We start from the raw sequence: 18,435 nt of genomic DNA, 5'->3' as shown, positions 1-18,435 counted from the left end.
TTCACTTACTTTAGAAAAAGGTTGAGGCAGACTTCAATAAATCATAGTCTGTCTCTCTTCCATTCATATCTTATCTTGTGATTTCTTCCATGATGTAGGCTTCAATCATGTCGTCTACCTTGATGTCATTGTAGTTCTCAACCATAAGACCACCTTCTTGCCCATTTCCGACTTCTTTCACATCATCCTTATAATGTTTGAGGCTAGCAAGCGCACCATCAAAGATGACAACACCATCACGAATGACACGAACCTTAGAATCACGAGTTACTTTACCGCTAACCACCATAAATCCGCCGATGGTACCGACTTTAGAAACCTTGAAGGTTTCACGAATGACAGCTTCGCCAATAATTTTTTCTTCAAATTCTGGATCAAGCATCCCTTTCATGGCGTCTTCTACTTCTTCAATCACTTTATAAATGATACTGTGAAGACGCATTTCGACGTCATCCGCTTCAGCTTGTTGACGAGCTTGTGGAGTAGGACGAACATTGAAACCAATGATAAAGGCATTGGAAGCTTCCGCAAGAGTAACATCTGATTCGTTAATCGCACCAACTGCTGAGTGAACAATTGTTACTTTAACACCTTCCACTTCAATCTTCTGAAGGGAAGCTGTCAAGGCTTCGGCAGAACCTTGCACGTCTGCTTTGATAATGACATTGACAGACTTGACTTCACCAGCTTTAAGGGTATCAAAGAGATTTTCCAAACTAACACGATGCGTTGCTTGACGTTGTTTCATGAGAGCACGTTTTGCACGTTCTTCACCAGCTGCACGCGCTGCTTTTTCATCTTCATATACGGCAAAATGGTCACCAGCCATTGGTGTTTCATTTAAACCTGTGATAGATACTGGTGTCGATGGCCCCGCAACTTTCACTCGGCGTCCACGGTCATTGGTCATGGCACGTACACGTCCAAAGGTATTTCCGACAACGATTGGATCCTGCACATTCAAAGTACCTTGTTGAACGAGCAAGGTTGCAACTGCACCTTTTCCTTTATCCAAGCGCGCTTCGATTACTGTACCAATTGCGCGAACCTTTGGATCAGCTTTTAGCTCTTGAATTTCAGCTACAAGGAGAACGGTTTCGAGCAGTTCATCAATATTTTGGTTGAACTTCGCTGAGATTTCAACAAATTCAGAATCACCGCCCCAAGCAGTTGACATAACGCCATATTCAGCCAATTCACCGATAACCCGCTCAGGATTAGCACCTGGCTTATCAATCTTGTTAATCGCTACAATAATTGGCACATTAGCTGCTTTTGAATGGTTAATCGCTTCAATTGTTTGAGGCATGACTCCATCATCTGCTGCTACGACAAGAATCGTAATATCTGTGACAGAAGCACCGCGCGCCCGCATAGAAGTAAAGGCCGCATGCCCTGGTGTATCAAGGAAGGTAATTTTCTTACCATTTTCTTCAATCTGGTAAGCACCAATATGTTGTGTTATCCCACCTGCTTCACCTGTAGCAACACGAGAATTACGCAAGGTATCCAAAAGTGTTGTTTTCCCATGGTCAACGTGTCCCATGATGGTCACAACTGGCGGACGCTCTACCAAGGCATCTGGATCAAGATAATCATCATCCACAAAGAAACGTTCGATATCTGCATTATCGACTTCAACTTTAGCATGTGCTTCAATGCCATAATCTACCATCAGAAGTTCAATAGTATCGCCGTCCAACGATTGATTCTGCGTTGCCATAACCCCCATCATAAAGAGTTTCTTGACAATTTCGGCTGGTTCACGTTTAATCCGTTTTGCAATTTCTGCAACGGTCATGCCTTCTGTATATTCAAATTCTTTTGGCAATTCATGGAACTTGCGTTCTGTAACCGGTTTTGGAGTTTGGTTATTGTTCCGATTATTCTTGCCTTTTTTATTTTTCTTGTTATGATTCCAATTACTATTTTTTTGATTTCTCACTTGATTTTGACTGCTTCGATTCTTTTGTTGTTTTCTTGGACCATCTTCTTCACGATCAAAGTCATCGCGCTTCTTGTCTGGCCGGGCTTGTTTTTTACGACGAGTGTCAACTGCGGGAGTTTGACTCGCTTCAGGAGCAACTTGGGGCTGTGGAGCTGGCTTTGTTGCTTCCACGATAGTAGCTGCTGCTTGAAATAATTCTTCTACAGGTTCTTTCCGTTTATTCTGCTCGCGTTGAGCTGCTTTCGCAGCCTGAGCTTGTTTGAAACGTTCTTCACTACCACGAGCGTATTCAGCATTTTGTTCAGCTTTCAGAGCTGCTGCACGTGCTTTAAAATCAATGCGTGGCCCTTGATCCGTTTGAGGGCGATTTTGATTTGCAACATGTGAACGATTTTGCCCTTGGCGATGATTGTCTTGGTTTCGATGATTGCGGTTGTCGCGTTGTTCGTTGCGATTTCCTCGGTCATTGCGATTTTGATTGCTTCGATCATTACGCTGATTACGTTCATCTCGATTTCGTTTATCGCCATTTTGTTGTTTTTGCGGACGATTGTCTCGCTGTTTATTTCGTCGTTCTGCCTGTTCTTTCGCTCTTGCCTCTCGTTCAGCCTTAAAATTACGACTTTTTGGTTTTGCAGACGCCGACTTCGCTTCCACTTCCGACTTTTGCGTTGGAGCTACTGCCTTCGGCTCTACTTTCTTCTCAGCCTCGGTCGTTTCTTTCACTGCCGTTGGAGCTGACGCTTGCTCTTTAGGCAACGATTGAGTCGGCTTTTGAGTCGTTTCTTTTTTAGGAGCTGCTGCTTGAGAAAAGCTAGCTGTTATACGTGTTGCTATTTCACTTTCCACGCTGCTGGCATGACTTTTTACCTCAATACCAAGCTCTTTTGCACGCGCCACAATTTCCTTGCTTTCTTTTCCCAGTTCTTTCGCGATTTCGTACAATCTTACTTTAGACAAATCTTGTCCTCCTCTTCTATTCCATAAGAGACCTCATTTTCTTTGTAAATCCAGCATCAGTGATGGCAAGCACTTTTCTTGCCTTGCCTACTGCGGTGCTTAATTCCAGTGTTGAAAACACGGTTGATACTTCTACTTTGTAATAATGACTTTTATCAGTAATTTTCTTAGTCAAATTTGGAGCAGCATCGTTGGCTAAAAAGACCAACTTTGCTTTCCTATCTTGTATAGCCTTAACAACCAATTCTTCACCCGATATGATGCGACCTGCTCGTTGTGCTAAGCCAAGTAAATTTGCTAGTTTTTGCTTATTCAAGACCTAACTCTCTTCTTTTGACCTTGTGATCCACATAAGCAATCAGTTCATCGTAAAAATCGTCTTCCACTTCCATATTGAAACTGCGATTAAAGACTCGTTTTTGCTTAGCTTGAAGCGCTTCTTCATTATCAAGTTTGATATAAGCTCCACGTCCGTTCGCCTTACCTGTCGGATCAATGAAAATTTGACCTTCTTTGTTTTTGACAATGCGGAGTAAATCACGCTTGTCAATGATTTCGTTAGAAACTACTGATTTTCGTAAAGGGATTTTTCTTGTTTTTGCCATTCTTTCCCTCCTTTAGTCTGCTGCTTCAACTTCACTTTCCACAAATTCTGTTTCTACAGGACTTTCAACTGCTGTAAATTCTTCTACTTCTTCAGCAAATCCGCCGAGTTCACCAGCTTCTTCCATAGCTTCAAATTCACTTGCAGATTTGATGTCAATTCTGTAACCTGTCAAATGAGCTGCCAAGCGTACGTTTTGTCCGCGACGACCGATTGCAAGAGACAATTTGTTATCTGGCACAACGACAAGAGCATGCTTGCTATCTTGACTGTCAAAGATGACTTGATCCACTTCTGCCGGAGCAATCGCATTGTAGATGAATTCAGCAGGATCTGCTACCCATTCAATCACATCGATGTTTTCTTCAATAGGAATCATACGGTATGATTTTGCATCATACTTAGCAGGATGAAACTTGCTAGTGATTTTCTTGATGTTTGCGCCACCACGTCCAACGATTGTACCAATTGCATCTACATTTGGGTTGTGACTGCGTACCGCAACCTTGGTTCGATCACCTGCTTCACGAGAAACGCTCATGATTTCAACCGTTCCGTCATAAACTTCAGGAATTTCTTGCTCCATCAAGCGTTTGATCATCTCTGGATGACTACGGCTAACAAAAACATTCACACCGCGAGGATTGTCCTCAACCTTATAAACAAAAACTTCAATGCGGTCGTGTGAAGCAAAGACTTCTCCAGGAATTTGGTCTTGTTTAGACAACTGCGCTTCAATGCTGCCAAGATTGACATAGATGAAACGATTGTCAAAACGTTCGACTGTTCCTGACATGATTTCATTTTCATGCTCTTTGTACTTATTGTAAGTAATCGCCCGCGTTTGCTTGCGCATCTTTTCCATAATTGTTTGCTTAGCAGATTGAGCTGCTACCCGACCAAATTCAGCCGGCGCTTCTTCAAATTTGATTTTATCACCAAGCTCATAAGCTGAGCTAATGGCAAGAGCATCTTTTAAGCTGATTTCCAAACGGCTATCAAAAACTTCGTCCACCACTTCACGAACTGTATAGACACGAAAATCTCCTGTTTTTTCGTTAAATTCAATGGCTGCGCTATCTGCTTGACCATAACGGCGACGATAAGCGGAGCGCAAGGATTCTGTCACTGCTTCGATAATGTCTTCTTTTTTAATCCCTTTATCTTCTTCCAAAATGCGGAAGGCCTCTAGCATTTCTTTACTCATGTCTTTTTCGCTTTTGTAAAAACAAAAGCAATCCTTTCTTTTTTCTTACTAAAATTTTACTGCTAATCTTGCTTTGGATACTAGCTTGTAAGGAATTTGAACAACTTTCTTACGCGTCTTATCCATATATTCCATTGTTAAATGATCTTCCTCAAAAGAAAGCAATGTTCCTTCAAAGGTTTTACTTTTATCAACTGCCTGATACAGACTAACATGGATATATTGCCCAACTGCATCTGCTAATTGTTCTTTCGTTTTCAGCGGACGTTCCAACCCTGGGCTAGTTACTTCAAGAAAATACTGCTCAGGAAAGGGATCCGGCTTAATCATATCTAAAAGTGGACTGATGATGTCCGTCAATTCTGCCGTATCATTTACAGTAATTCCTCCCGGCTTATCTACAAAAATACTAAGAACATGGTCGCTCCCCATCTTACCGTACTCAATATCCACTAATTCATACGGTTCTTGAACGACTGGTTCAACAACTTCTTTTACTAATTTGACAATCGTTGTGATAAGACTACACCTCCTCACAGATAAGAGGCGAAGATATTTCCTCGCCTCTCTTTCATATTCATTATCTACATTATAGCATAAGAAAAAGGAAAATACAAGAAAATTTATTCTTGTATTTTATTTGATGCTATTATACTTATCAATCGTAAGAAAATTGATTGATTTCAGCATTGTGGTTGACAGATAATTCTAAAAAGAATTGACTATAAAGTCAAATAGAATAATCTACAATCAAAATCACTCCTCATAAAGGTTTTTTATTTCGAAATTAAATAGCAAATAATTGACCTACAAGATAAGTTACTGTCATAGTCAAAAGTCCAATGACTAAGTTTCGAATCATGGCATTTTTTATCGGTGCTTTTCCTAACTTGGCACTAGTGTATCCCGTTCCCAATAGCGATAAAGCAACGATGACTACTGTCGCCGGAATTCTATAACTAGCAGAAAAGAAGACAATGCTCAGCATGGGAAAGATAGCTCCTGCTACAAAAGCGATAAAGCTGGAGATTGCTGCATGCCAAGGATTAGTAAATTCTTCCACTTCAATACCATACTTTTCCGCTACCAAAGCTTTGAGAGGATCCTTTAAAAAAGCTCGATTGGTTAAAAGCTGGGCAGAAGTCTCACACTCGCCATTCTGGATATAAGCTGCATAGAGCGACTGCCTAGCAATATCTGGATTTTTCATTAAAAGATCTCGCTCTTTGACAACTGCGGCCTCCTCCGTATCCTTTTGAGTGGAGACAGATACATATTCACCACCTGCCATGGAAAAAGCTCCCGCAAAGACTGCTGCTAACCCAGAAAGAAAGATAATCCAAATACTTTCTGTTGCACTTGCTACCCCTATTACCACACCCGCGATAGAAATAATACCATCATTGGCCCCCAATACTCCAGCTCGCAAAATATTAAGCCGACCGCTAAAATTCTTATCAATTTCTTGTTCTCTCATCATCGTCAACCTTCTCTTTTTACTTTATTTAGAATTATTATAAATAAAAACTTAATCAAGCACAAGAGAAAAGAACAAAATGAGAAAAGTTCTACTATTTAATAAAATTTCTTGAACAGCTACTTGGACAGCAACGTTTTACTTTTTAGCAAGCTCAAAACAAGACCATTCTACCAAATCACACACATATATATGTATGATAAAAGGTCATCCGATTGATACCACAATCTTCTACAATGTCCTGAATCGTAAATTTTGTTAATAGTTTTTATAACAAAATGTTTAAATGAAGCTTCTAACGTTCATTTTGTCGCTTGAGACATTCTTTTGTTCCTTTTGTCTTTTAGCAATCTTTTCTCCTGAAAATCAGAAAAGGGAGTGGGACAGAACTAAAAATTGAAAATTTTTAGTTCGTAGTCCCACCCCCGCAAGAGTGCTTAAACAGTTATCAAGCTGTTTAAGGTTGTAGATGAAGAAAACGAAGTTTTCGCCAAAAGTGCTCTTCCGAGCTTGAACAGCGAATGAAGAGCCCAATCACCTACTGCGTTATTCCTTTATTACTAAATCTGATAGAAGCTGGGACACTTTTTGCCCAGCCTCTTTCAATTATCTATTTCACCTTAAAACTCTGCCTCAACCCGATAGATGACTTGACCTTTGTTGACAAATTTTTTCTCGTACTCTGTCAGCACATTATCTTCAAAGTCGCTCGCGTGTAAATCTAACCAAACACCATTTAGTTTCATCCCGTATTGAGAAAAGCTCACTAAGCTATATTCAAAAAGACCACGATTATCTGTTTTGAAATGAATCTCACCATGTTCTGGTAAAATTTGCTTAAAGGTATCGAGAAAAGATTTGTAGGTCAAGCGCCGTTTTTCATGGCGTTTCTTGGGCCAAGGATCAGAAAAATTCAGATACAAACGATCAATCTCTCCATTTTCAAAGTAGTTGGTCAAATCAGAACCATCTACCCAAAGGAGCTTGATATTGGGAACATCAGTTGCTAAAACCTTATCCAAGGCGTAACTCAAAACGGATTTTTGAATATCAATTCCGATATAGTTAATTTCTGGATGAGCTTTTGCCATTTCTGAAACAAACGCACCCTTTCCACTTCCCACTTCAATATGAATGGGGTGCTTATTCCCAAAAATCTCATGCCACTTGCCCTTTGCTTCAGCAGGATTTAAAATTACATATTGTGGGTTTGCTTCTAGTAATTCCGTCGCCCCTTTACGATTTCTAACTCTCATGACACCTTTTTCCCGTATTTTGAACGGAAGTTACGTAGTGCATAAATCTCCCGATTCACATTTTCCAAGTCTGCATTTTCATAATACTTAGCAATCTGACATAGGTAAGCATACTGACCATACCAGTACAATTTTTTCAATACCGTTTCATTATACCGATAGCCATAGTAGGTCAACCATTCTTTCCAACGCACCTCTGGAATATAATGGCTTAATATATGAGCCACATCAAACATACGATCTGTCAATCGAACAGAATCCCAATCTACTAAATACACCAATCCACTATCTGTCTCAATCCAGTTACTATGACGCACATCGCCATGCACAATTGTTGCATAATCCTCGCGAAATTGTGGTAAATGACTACGCATATCATTTAAAACCGACCGCAAGTAATGATTATTTCCAATTGCCAATGGTGCATGTTCTAACCAAGATTCCAATAAATCTGCTGGCGTCTCCAAAGCATAACCCAACCGACGCAACTGTGTCATCAAAGGACGTGAACGATGCAGCCGTGTCAAAATATTTACAATTTGCTTTTTGTCCATTTCAGCTGGTGTCAAGATCTTTCCTGACAGCCACTCTTGCGCACTCATAACGTTGCCATCTGCCATGCGACGACTCCACAATAGTTGTGGTGCAATTTGTTCTCTAGCTAAACCTACTAAGATTGGGGTTGTATTCATCTTGACGAAAACGCGCACCCCATCTGGATAGGTGCCCATGTAGGCTTTTCCACTCTTGCCTGCAATCGGCGTCAGAGTTAGCTCATTATCAACCAAGTCCATTATTCCCCTCCGTAAAAAGTTTCCTATCTATTTTACTAATTTTACTTCCTTTAGTCAACCAAACTTCTTAATTTAAATGGTAAATAGATGAAATAAAGTAGCAATGTAATTCCAATCATAAAAAGCAAAGCTACTCTATCTTGGAAAAACAACAAAGCCATCATTGTTTCCACAAAAAGCACGCTGTAGCCAATAAGAATAATCACTTGTTTCACTCCTTTTAATTTCAATCCAGTTTCCAAAGGAAATAAGAACGTCAAATATTGATAATCAAAAGCATTGTACAAGGCTGTCAACTGAAATAGCAAGAGATAATTCAACAAAGCCACGAAAATAGCCGCAATCCATGATTGACTGATAAAGCCAATTCCCAAAAGAGACAGAAACAGCAACCGTATAGTCAAGGCCAGAAAATCACCATTTCGTAAATAAGAACGCAAATATATATTTTGCCAAGTAGTTGACTGTCTTTTGGGTAGAATATTTGTCAAACCATCAAGATACGCACGGCGTTTCACACTATTAGAAATTCCTTTGACATTGGTAAAGAGAGCAAAGAAACGTAGGATTGTCTGCTTACGTCTTTCTTCATAAGCAATGAGATAACTCCAATTCACCCCTGCACCTTGGTAAAATTTTTGACTTTTCTGCAAAAATACGAACCATTTTGCTATCAACATAAGAAAAACAAGAATAAACCAGCCCCAAAGCGGCATGCCTAAGGCAAGAAAAAGCGGTACTAATAGTAACAACACAACGGTTTGAAGCAAGACCCATAATCGATAAGATAAACGCGTTTGTTCTTGTAGGTAGCTTTTTAATTCCTCTTCTTTGACCAATAAAAACAGACTATCTGGTTTTTCCATATAAGTCGCGATTCGTCCCAAAGGCAATAATAAGAACAAAAGAACCACTAAAGCAAGAATGATTGGCAGGTGATTTTTAGGAAAATTTCGTAACAGTTGACTGTATTGAACAGCTAAAAAGCCAATAAAGACCAATAAAAAGAGGACAAAATGGTCATTAAAAACATAGCGTGAATACTTCAAACATTGATTGCGAAATACTTGCCTGCGCTTTTGAAACAGATTTCTCATAAGCTCGCCTCTTCTGTCAAAACTAGATAAATGTCATTGAGACTAGCTTCTGGCATGGCAAATTCTGCTCGTAATTCTGCTAAATTGCCTTTAGCTCGGATTTCTCCCTTATGCAATATCACGAATGAATCACACATCTTTTCTGCCGAATCCAGCACATGCGTACTCATAAGAATTGACTTGCCTTTTACCTTTTCATCCTCCAAAAGCTCTATCAAGTCAGCAATGGCAACTGGATCAAGTCCTAAAAATGGTTCATCAACGATAAAAAGGCTGGGGTCAACCACAAATGCACAGATAATCATGACTTTTTGCTTCATCCCCTTAGAAAAATGCACCGGAAACCAATCTAATTTTTCTTTCAAGCGAAACATCGTCAATAATTTTTCCACGCGTGCAAAAGCCACCTTTTGCTCCACATCATAAGCCATAGCAACCGTTTCAATATGCTCGCGCAGCGTTAATTCCTCATACAAACTAGGTGTTTCCGGAATAAAACCAATTTTCTTACGATAAGCCGTAGGACTATCTTGCAGTTTGGCACCGTCAATTAAAATTTCACCTTTATAAGGAGTTAAAAGTCCGATAATTTCATTGATTGTAGTGGATTTACCCGCACCATTCAAACCAATCAACCCCACCAGTTCCCCATTTCCTACTGTGAAACTGATGTCTTTTAAAACAGGGATATTCACATAGCCCCCTATAAGCCCTTTTATTTCTAACATATTTTCTCCAAATTCTGGTATAATGTTCTTATATTATAACAAAATCTAACAAAGTAGAGGTAAATTTGATGGCAGATTGCATTTTTTGTAAGATTATTGCAGGAGAAATTCCAGCTTCTAAAGTATATGAAGACGATGTAATTCTAGCATTTTTAGACGTCTCACAAGTAACGCTCGGACATACCTTGGTTGTCCCTAAAAAACATTTCCGCAACATGCTTGAAATGGACGGTGAAGCTGCCAGTCAACTCTTTGTACGTATTCCAGATATTGCTCGTAAAGTGATGAAGGCTACTGGTGCAAAGGGGATGAATATCATCAATAACAACGAAGAAATTGCCGGTCAATCTGTCTTCCATACACATGTCCATTTAGCACCACGCTATACAGAAAATGATGATTTAAAACTGACTTTCGTGGCGCACGAACCAAACTTCCCTGCTCTTGCAGAATTAGCCGAAAAAATTTCAAAAGCATAAGGAGAAACCATGAAACTTAGTAATCTATTATTATTCACCGGTGCAGCTGCAGCCAGCTTTTTCCTTGTTAAAAATAGAGAAAAACTCATGAACGAGGCTGTTGAAAGTTATGAGCTAATGGACAGGATTCAAGACAATCTACAAAATATTCAACGAAATCTCCAAGTCGTTCAAGAGCAAAAAGACAATCTCCAAACAATTTCACAGGATTTGACTTACCAATTCAAACTTTTTGAGCAAGACTCTACTGCTCGACTTCAGCAAATTCAAGATATCTGGAAGGCTCACATCAACTAAGAAGTTAAAAAGAATTTAGACACACGCTAAATTCTTTTTTATTATGTCATTGTCCGTATTGACCATAATACTGTCCATTTTGATCTGTTCCATAAGGATTGCTTGAATACGCAGAAAAATCAGCAGCACCAGTTGTTGCGTCATTTCCTGACTGACCGGAACTAGGAGCAGCACTGCCATACAATTCTTCATATAAAACCGCATTGGTTTCCAATTCAGTCACTTCGTCCAAGCCAAGCGATTTTCTCAGAACATTTTGCATTTCCAACATATGCTCCGAAGTTACGATTTGGTAAGATCCACCGTCTGGTAAAGTGGCACCCTCACCTTTCAATTGCTTACTTTCAATATTTTTAAAAGCATCTTGGTAACCTAATAATTGCGGAATACTGCCAGAAGACAACTCTACATTGGTCTGCATATTGTTGCTAACAGCTTTTAAAATTGCTTGATAGTGGCTGACACTGTTTAAGCTCAGCACTTTTTGGACTACTTTTTGAATCACTTCACGTTGGCGCTTTTGACGTCCATAATCCCCTTCCGGATCTTGATAACGCATGCGAGAATAGACCAGTGCTTGATCACCATTGATATGTTGTTCCCCTGGTTCAACAACTGCTTTATATTCTGGCTCGTTTTCTTCAATCGAGATAGGAAAACCAAGGGTGTTATTGACCGTAATGCCCCCAACAGCATCAACTAATTGTACCAGACCTTTCATATTGATAAGCACAGAGCGGTCAATGTGAATATTCATCATCTTTTGCACTGTGGAAATAGCTAAATCAGCTCCACCATTTGCATAAGCCGCATTAAGCTTTGCTTGCGTTGTCCCATCAGCGGTTTTAATTTTGGTAAGAATATCCCTTTCCAAACTCATCATTGTCGTTTTTTTTGTCTTAGGATTAACTGTTACGAGAATCATGGAATCACTATTTCCAGCCCACCGATCTGAGCGTGATCCACTACCTGTATCTACCCCCATCAAAAGCAAGGTCAAAGGTTTGGTAGCGGCAATCACATTTGTTTCTTTCCCAAAGCTTTTATAAGTCTTAGACAAAGCATCTGTTGATTGGTTATAAATCGTAAATCCATAAACGCCTAGTCCTGCAACCGTTACAAGACACAAGCTCAAAAACATTAAGATAATTTTTTTAAACATATTTATTCTAATCTATCAGTTTTCCCATTAGGTAAACATCAAGAAATTTCCCTTCTGAAAGATAGGCTCCTCTTTTTTGAATGCCCTCAATCTCAAACCCAAACGCTTGATACAAATGAACCGCCCGCTCATTTCTGACTTGTACGGTCAATTCTAATCGTCGAATCACTTCAGAATTCTCTGCCCAGTCTATCGCTTCTTCTAGAAGAAATTTCCCTAAGCCTTGATTCCAAAATGCTCTTTTAACCACGATAAAGACCTGCCCGATATGACGAATTCGCTCATGAAAATCAGCTGTAATGCTCACAAGCCCAGCAATTTCATTATCTAATAGTGCAATTAGATAAATCTGGTTATCTGACGCGGCTTGATGTTGAATGAAAGAGCTCATCTGCTCTTCTGTCATCAAAATCCCTGCGTCATCTAATGTCATGTAATCTGATTCTTTTCCAACTTGATTAAGAAAATCAATTAAAGATTTGGCGTCTTGAGGTTCTGCTTCTCTTATAACTAGCTCTAACTCAGCCATTGACAAATTCCTCAAGCAGTTTCTCAGCTCGATGTCCTTTTGCATCAAAGACCAATTCTCGACCATCATTTTTTCTTAAAATTGTCAATTTGAGATAGTCACTTGGCAAACTATCTCCCAACAATTCGCCCCATTCAATAACCGTCACTCCATCTCCAAAGAGAAAATCGTCTAAATCAATAGAATCTGGATCTTCCCCAATGCGATAAACGTCCAAATGATAAAGCGGCAGGCGTCCGTCATATTCTCGTACAATAGTGTAGGTCGGACTTTTGATCATTTGTTTGATACCCAGTCCACGCGCTAAACCTTTGGTGAAGGTTGTTTTCCCAGCACCCAAGTCACCCGTTAAAATCAACACATCTTGTTTTTGGAGTAAAGCACCCAATTTCTCGCCCCACGCCATCAACTCATCTTCATTATGGCTAAACATTCTACTATTATATCAAAATTTTTCTGTTTCTGCTAAAATTTGACAAAAGAAAAGCTAGTTCCAAAGAACTAGCTATTTCCCAATCATTAAGCCAAAGCTAGACTAATAAAGTTTAGGATAAATAAAGCATCCAATACCCAGATAATAGGGTGGACTTCCTTGGCTTCACCTTTGATGATTTTCACAAAAGTATACATGATGAATCCTACGGCAATACCATGAGTAATACTATAAGTAAAGCCCATAAAAATAGATGTGAAGAACGCTGGTACTGCTTCTGACAAATCATCCCATTCGATATCTTTCATGCTGGAAAGCATCATAATTCCCACAATGATAAGAATAGGGGCTACCGCTACTGTTGGTACAATAGCAAGAAGTGGACTAAAGAAACTTGACACAGCAAACAAAGCCGCAACGACAAGCGCTGTCAAGCCAGTACGACCGCCCGCTTCAATTCCAGCTGCACTTTCTACATAAGTCGTAACATTTGAAGTTCCTGCAATCGCACCAATCGTTGTACCAACCATGTCTGAAAATAATGCCTTATCCATTTTAGTTTGAAGGCCAGACGAATCTTTAGCAGCTTCTTCATCTGCAATGTTAAAGATGCCCGCTTTGCGCCCTGTACTAATCAAAGTTCCAATATTATCAAAAATATCTGTTAATGAAAAGGCCAAAATAGCTAGAAGCACTTCTGGAAGGCGAGCTGGTTTTGCAAACAAAGCCAACAAGCCATCTTTACCTAGTGCCGCACCAAAAATCTTTCCTAAATCCTGAACAGCAGCACCGATATTATTGGAAGCAAAATTGATCTTTGAAAGGTCTACGACCCCTACCAAAATGGCTAGGATTGTTGTTGCTGCAATGGAGAGAACAATCCCTCCGCGAATGCGTTTGAGAACAAAGAAAATGGTGATGAAAATTCCAAACAAAGCTACAAGAACAGCTGGGTTGTTAAAATCTACCAAGCCCGGCGTTGCCATTCCATTGGCTGTAATAGCTGCTTGTGCCTTATCAGCACCTTTTCCTGTAACGCTATAAGTTCCCGGATCAATTGAGAATTTTAAAAGTCCAGCTTTTTTAACTCCAATGTAAGCTAGAAAAATCCCAATCCCACCAGAAATAGCATATTTTAAACTTTCTGGAATTGCATGAATAATAATTGTACGAACTTTGGTTAGCGTAACAATAATGCTGATAATCCCACAAAGGAAAACCATGGCAAGTGCTTCTTGCCAAGTATACCCCAGTGCAAACACAACGGTATAAGTAAAGAAAGCATTCAGTCCCATACCAGGCGCCTGAGCGTAAGGAATGTTGGCATATACAGCCATCATCAGCGTCCCTGCAACAGTCCCAATGATAGTCGCCAAGAAAACACCTTGTGCTGGCATGCCTGTTTGACTAAGCATTTCAGGGTTGACAAAGAGAATATAACTCATTGCAAAGAAAGTGGTTAAACCAGCAAGAACTTCTGTACGAACAGTCGTACCGTTCTCTTTTAGTTTAAAAAACTTGTCCATTTTTAAAATCTCCTTAAATTTTACGAACGATAGTGGATATAATATCACAAAATATTCACGATTTCAATAGAAGTTTTAAAAATAAACAAATTAATTCAATGTTTTATACAGAAAATATTTATTTAGACTGATTTTTACTCAAAAAGACCAAGGACATGATTTGAATAAAGGTAAACCCTAAAATGAATAGCAGGCGCTCCCTTTGCAAAGCAGCTGTCAATCGCTCAAAGACTAATGTAGGATGACTGACTAGATCCCAAGAATTGAGCCGATCATAGCGACCAATGTAAATCGCGAGACTCGATAAAAATGAGACAGCTCCAATAGCCAAATATTCCAGACACCATTTGAGCTTCAAATAGCCCGAAATCAAATTCCAGCTCTCTATTCCGCATAGAACCCCGAAGAAAATACTTGGAACAAAGGCCATAAAAAGATGCAGACTTTCTCGATTCCACAAGGTATCACTCACCCAGTGCATGTGTACCAAGTCTGTAATCATATAGAACGTATTGGGATAAAACATCAGCCAAAGAATTGCTACAGGTAAGAAAAACCATTTTTTCTTAAATTGAATGGCTATAAAAGCCGCATCATAGGCAACCAAAGCTAGAAACATATTCCAAATCAAATCTGGACCTTTTGTCAAAATTCCTTCGGCATAAACGATGGCAGAAATAATCGCAAAGAAAATATGAATGATAATTGTTTTACGCATACTCGATTTCCTCCTTCATTATATAAGAAAACATTATATCACAAATTCTGCACTTTCATCTTAAAATCTGCTATAATAGAAAACAGCACAAATGAAAGAGTAGACTATGACAAAAAAAGTAATTGCAGTAGATTTAGACGGAACCTTGCTCAATTCTGACAGCAAACTATCTGAATTTACAAAAGAAACAATTAAAAAAATTTCTAAAAAAGGACATCATGTTGTCATCACAACTGGACGCCCTTATCGAATGGCACGGGAATTTTATAAAGAATTGGAGCTACACACTCCAATGATCAACTTTAATGGCTCTTTGACCCATATCCCTGAGAAAAAATGGCAACAGGAAAGATGTATCACTTTAGATAAGGAATATCTATTAGACATTGTCAAAAGGAAGGAAGAAATTGAAGCAGACTTCATTGCTGGAGAATATCGAAAGAAATTTTATATCACAGCTCCCAATGAAACGATTGCCGACCCGAAATTATTTGGTGTAGAATCTTTTCAACCTGAAAATCAATTTAATCCAGAATTGGTTACCAAAAATCCCAACTGTATCCTTTTGCAAACGCATGCCAATGATAAATATGCTTTGGCGGATGAGTTGAATCAATTTTATCAACAACAATTATCTATCAACACTTGGGGCGGTCCGCTCAATATCCTTGAATGCACTCCAAAAGGCGTCAACAAAGCTTTTGCTTTGAAATATTTATTAGAGGTTCTGAACGTAGAGCGAAAAGATTTGATTGCTTTTGGTGACGAACACAATGATACAGAGATGTTAGCTTTTGCAGGTACTGGCTATGCCATGAAAAACGCTAGCCAAACACTTCTTCCTTACGCAGATGAGCAACTTCCGCTGACCAATGACCAAGACGGAGTCGCTCATCAATTATTGAAACTATTTTTATAATGAGACTTAGAGTTGGACAGGTTTTCTGCCCGACTCTTTAATATTTACACGTAATCTTCCCAGATTTCATTTTTCTGCAACTGATTGTGCACTAGCAATCATGGGGCGGTCTCATCAGCTGTTGATTTTCAATTATTTTCTATCAGTTTATTTATGCCATAAATTAAATATTATAAATTTTGTTTTTTAAATTTAAAATGTTTCTAGATTTTTTATTGATTCTCCTCTTTCTTCTTCAATAATTCATGTAGATAGAATTATTTTTTTCAAAACTTTCATTATTTTTCCAATCGCTTTTCAAAGTTAATATATTGTTTAAATTGCTATTTTTGTCCGTTTACAATCTGTCAAAAATATGAAAGATTTTGATTTTTTAGCTCAAACTATTGCATTTTTCATGAAAACGTTTTATAATTAAGTAGTCTTAAATTTTTCTTAAACTTAAGTCAAACATTTTATAAGGAGGAAAGACAATAATGAGTATCGGAATCATTATTGCAAGCCATGGTGAATTTGCTGCTGGTATTCATCAATCAGGTTCTATGATTTTTGGTGAGCAAGAAAAAGTTCAAGTTGTAACTTTTATGCCAAATGAAGGTCCTGATGATTTGTATGCTAAGTTCAATGACGCTGTGGCTGCTTTTGACGCGAATGATGAAGTTCTAGTTTTGGCTGACCTGTGGAGTGGTTCTCCATTTAACCAAGCTAGCCGTGTAATGGGTGAAAATCCTGACCGTAAGTTCGCGATCATTACAGGTTTGAATCTGCCAATGTTGATTCAAGCTTATACAGAACGAATGATGGATGCCAATGCTGGCGTTGACGCTGTTGCCGCAAACATCATCAAAGAAGCCAAGGACGGAGTGAAAGCTCTTCCTGAAGAACTAAATCCTGTAGCTGAGGTAGCAAGTGCACCGGCTGCACCAACTGCTCAAGCTGCTATTCCAGAAGGAACCGTTATCGGCGATGGCAAGTTGAAAATCAATCTTGCTCGTATCGATACACGTCTTCTTCACGGTCAAGTTGCAACTGCTTGGACACCAGATTCTAAAGCAGACCGTATCATTGTTGCTTCTGACTCCGTATCAGCTGATAAACTTCGTAAAGAGTTAATCAAACAAGCTGCTCCTGGTAATGTCAAAGCAAATGTTGTCCCAATTGACAAATTGATTGCGGTAGCAAAAGACCCCCGTTTTGGTAACACACATGCACTGATTCTTTTTGAAACTCCTCAAGATGCACTTCGTGCTGTTGAAGGTGGTGTCAATATCAAAACACTCAATGTTGGCTCAATGGCTCACTCAACTGGTAAAACAATGGTCAATAACGTTTTGTCAATGGACAAAGACGATGTTGCAACCTTTGAAAAATTGCGTGACCTCGGAGTGGAATTTGACGTACGTAAAGTGCCAAATGACTCCAAAAAAGATTTGTTTGACTTAATTAAAAAAGCCAACGTTCAATAATGGAAAGGATTTAGAATATGTCAATTATTTCTATGATTTTAGTGGTCTTCGTTGCCTTTCTTGCTGGACTCGAAGGAATCTTGGACCAATTTCAATTCCACCAACCACTTGTTGCTTGTACCTTGATTGGTCTTGTAACAGGACACTTGGAAGCAGGTGTCATCCTTGGTGGTACACTTCAAATGATTGCTCTTGGTTGGGCAAACATTGGTGCTGCCGTTGCTCCTGATGCCGCACTTGCTTCTGTAGCATCTGCAATCATCATGGTACAAGGTGGCGACTTCACTGATAAAGGTATCAGTTTCGCTTATACAACTGCTATCCCTCTTGCAGTTGCAGGTCTCTTCCTTACAATGATTGTTCGTACAATTTCAGTAGGTCTTGTTCACGGTGCTGATGCTGCTGCTAAAGAAGGTAACATCGGTGCTGTAGAACGTACTCACTTAGTTGCACTTCTTCTTCAAGGTCTTCGTATTGCTATTCCTGCTGCTCTTCTTCTTGCAGTTCCAACATCAGTTGTTCAAGGTGTCTTGAATACTATGCCTACTTGGTTGTCAGGTGGTATGGCTGTCGGTGGTGGTATGGTCGTTGCCGTTGGTTACGCGATGGTTATCAACATGATGGCAACTCGCGAAGTATGGCCATTCTTTGCTATCGGTTTTGCACTTGCAGCTTTATCAAACCTTACTCTTATTGCTATGGGTACTATTGGTGTCGCAATTGCCTTGATTTACATCAACCTTTCTAAAAAAGGCGGAAATGGTGGCGGCGGTTCTGCTACATCAAATGACCCAATTGGTGATATTTTAGAAGACTACTAAGAAAGGAGCTACTA

General features: G+C 39.3%; 20 protein-coding genes. 5 read left to right on the top strand and 15 right to left on the bottom strand.

Annotation, left to right across the window (positions count from 1 at the left end; translation table 11 throughout):
• Positions 1-70 precede the first annotated feature (70 nt).
• The 10 genes from infB to HMPREF2876_RS00895 all read right to left on the bottom strand — a co-directional run bounded on the left by infB (position 71) and on the right by HMPREF2876_RS00895 (position 10,071).
• Positions 71-2,908 (bottom strand): translation initiation factor IF-2, encoded by a 2,838-nt coding sequence (gene infB, locus HMPREF2876_RS00940; protein ID WP_070583947.1) that lies wholly within the window; start codon positions 2,906-2,908, stop codon positions 71-73.
• A 16-nt stretch (positions 2,909-2,924) separates the two neighbouring features.
• Positions 2,925-3,224, bottom strand: coding sequence for a YlxQ-related RNA-binding protein (locus HMPREF2876_RS00935; protein ID WP_024052168.1), 300 nt, complete (start codon positions 3,222-3,224; stop codon positions 2,925-2,927).
• On the bottom strand, positions 3,217-3,513 hold the full coding sequence (gene rnpM, locus HMPREF2876_RS00930; protein WP_003025961.1) for an RNase P modulator RnpM: 297 nt from the start codon (positions 3,511-3,513) through the stop codon (positions 3,217-3,219). Before rnpM ends, HMPREF2876_RS00935 begins: the two co-directional genes overlap by 8 nt.
• Positions 3,514-3,525: 12 nt before the next feature.
• Positions 3,526-4,719 carry a transcription termination factor NusA gene (nusA, locus tag HMPREF2876_RS00925; RefSeq protein WP_042754019.1) on the bottom strand — a complete coding sequence of 398 codons (1,194 nt, stop codon included), beginning with the start codon at positions 4,717-4,719 and terminating at the stop codon, positions 3,526-3,528.
• A 48-nt stretch (positions 4,720-4,767) separates the two neighbouring features.
• Entirely contained in the window at positions 4,768-5,256 is a 489-nt protein-coding gene (gene rimP / locus HMPREF2876_RS00920; protein WP_024052170.1) for a ribosome maturation factor RimP, read from the bottom strand.
• A gap of 250 nt (positions 5,257-5,506) precedes the next feature.
• On the bottom strand, positions 5,507-6,196 hold the full coding sequence (locus HMPREF2876_RS00915) for a VIT1/CCC1 transporter family protein (protein WP_042754037.1): 690 nt from the start codon (positions 6,194-6,196) through the stop codon (positions 5,507-5,509).
• Positions 6,197-6,816: 620 nt separating this feature from the next.
• The gene (trmB, locus tag HMPREF2876_RS00910) at positions 6,817-7,452 is read right to left on the bottom strand and encodes a tRNA (guanosine(46)-N7)-methyltransferase TrmB (RefSeq protein WP_003033795.1); all 636 of its coding nucleotides are present in this window, start codon (positions 7,450-7,452) and stop codon (positions 6,817-6,819) included.
• The gene (ccrZ, locus tag HMPREF2876_RS00905) at positions 7,449-8,246 is read right to left on the bottom strand and encodes a cell cycle regulator CcrZ (RefSeq protein ID WP_024052172.1); all 798 of its coding nucleotides are present in this window, start codon (positions 8,244-8,246) and stop codon (positions 7,449-7,451) included. The genes trmB and ccrZ overlap by 4 nt, the downstream gene beginning before the upstream one ends.
• A 50-nt stretch (positions 8,247-8,296) precedes the next feature.
• The gene (locus tag HMPREF2876_RS00900) at positions 8,297-9,343 is read right to left on the bottom strand and encodes an ABC transporter permease (protein WP_024052173.1); all 1,047 of its coding nucleotides are present in this window, start codon (positions 9,341-9,343) and stop codon (positions 8,297-8,299) included.
• A complete protein-coding gene (locus tag HMPREF2876_RS00895) occupies positions 9,340-10,071 on the bottom strand; it encodes an ABC transporter ATP-binding protein (RefSeq protein WP_024052174.1) in 732 nt (243 codons plus the stop codon). The genes HMPREF2876_RS00900 and HMPREF2876_RS00895 overlap by 4 nt, the downstream gene beginning before the upstream one ends.
• Positions 10,072-10,139: 68 nt before the next feature.
• Between HMPREF2876_RS00895 and HMPREF2876_RS00890 the strand changes: the two genes are divergently transcribed.
• Together HMPREF2876_RS00890 and HMPREF2876_RS00885 are read left to right on the top strand one after the other, a co-directional pair.
• Entirely contained in the window at positions 10,140-10,550 is a 411-nt protein-coding gene (locus HMPREF2876_RS00890; protein WP_024052175.1) for an HIT family protein, read from the top strand.
• A gap of 9 nt (positions 10,551-10,559) precedes the next feature.
• Positions 10,560-10,847, top strand: a complete 288-nt coding sequence (locus tag HMPREF2876_RS00885; protein ID WP_024052176.1) for a hypothetical protein — start codon at positions 10,560-10,562, stop codon at positions 10,845-10,847.
• Between the two features lie 46 nt (positions 10,848-10,893).
• On the opposite strand, the gene brpA is transcribed toward HMPREF2876_RS00885, so the two are convergent.
• The 5 genes from brpA to HMPREF2876_RS00860 form a co-directional block, all read right to left on the bottom strand.
• A complete protein-coding gene (gene brpA, locus HMPREF2876_RS00880) occupies positions 10,894-12,009 on the bottom strand; it encodes a glycopolymer--peptidoglycan transferase LytR (protein WP_070241538.1) in 1,116 nt (371 codons plus the stop codon).
• Between the two features lie 7 nt (positions 12,010-12,016).
• Positions 12,017-12,538 carry a GNAT family N-acetyltransferase gene (locus HMPREF2876_RS00875; RefSeq protein WP_024052178.1) on the bottom strand — a complete coding sequence of 174 codons (522 nt, stop codon included), beginning with the start codon at positions 12,536-12,538 and terminating at the stop codon, positions 12,017-12,019.
• Entirely contained in the window at positions 12,531-12,971 is a 441-nt protein-coding gene (tsaE, locus tag HMPREF2876_RS00870; RefSeq protein WP_024052179.1) for a tRNA (adenosine(37)-N6)-threonylcarbamoyltransferase complex ATPase subunit type 1 TsaE, read from the bottom strand. The genes HMPREF2876_RS00875 and tsaE overlap by 8 nt, the downstream gene beginning before the upstream one ends.
• Before the next feature lie 86 nt (positions 12,972-13,057).
• Positions 13,058-14,497, bottom strand: a complete 1,440-nt coding sequence (locus HMPREF2876_RS00865) for an NCS2 family permease (RefSeq protein ID WP_024052180.1) — start codon at positions 14,495-14,497, stop codon at positions 13,058-13,060.
• A 118-nt stretch (positions 14,498-14,615) separates the two neighbouring features.
• A complete protein-coding gene (locus tag HMPREF2876_RS00860) occupies positions 14,616-15,215 on the bottom strand; it encodes a DUF1361 domain-containing protein (RefSeq protein ID WP_024052181.1) in 600 nt (199 codons plus the stop codon).
• A gap of 106 nt (positions 15,216-15,321) precedes the next feature.
• On the opposite strand from HMPREF2876_RS00860, the gene HMPREF2876_RS00855 reads away from it, so the two are divergent.
• From HMPREF2876_RS00855 to HMPREF2876_RS00845, 3 genes are all read left to right on the top strand, one after another.
• Positions 15,322-16,134 (top strand): Cof-type HAD-IIB family hydrolase, encoded by an 813-nt coding sequence (locus HMPREF2876_RS00855; protein ID WP_003025986.1) that lies wholly within the window; start codon positions 15,322-15,324, stop codon positions 16,132-16,134.
• A 476-nt stretch (positions 16,135-16,610) separates the two neighbouring features.
• On the top strand, positions 16,611-17,600 hold the full coding sequence (locus HMPREF2876_RS00850) for a PTS sugar transporter subunit IIB (protein WP_024052182.1): 990 nt from the start codon (positions 16,611-16,613) through the stop codon (positions 17,598-17,600).
• A gap of 17 nt (positions 17,601-17,617) precedes the next feature.
• Positions 17,618-18,421 carry a PTS mannose/fructose/sorbose transporter subunit IIC gene (locus HMPREF2876_RS00845; protein WP_024052183.1) on the top strand — a complete coding sequence of 268 codons (804 nt, stop codon included), beginning with the start codon at positions 17,618-17,620 and terminating at the stop codon, positions 18,419-18,421.
• Positions 18,422-18,435 lie beyond the last annotated feature (14 nt).

Source organism: Streptococcus sp. HMSC073A12 (genome assembly GCF_001812815.1).
Classification (GTDB): Bacteria; Bacillota; Bacilli; order Lactobacillales; family Streptococcaceae; genus Streptococcus; species Streptococcus vaginalis.
Note: the sequence above shows the minus strand (reverse complement) of the source record. Positions and strands in the feature narration are given on the sequence as shown.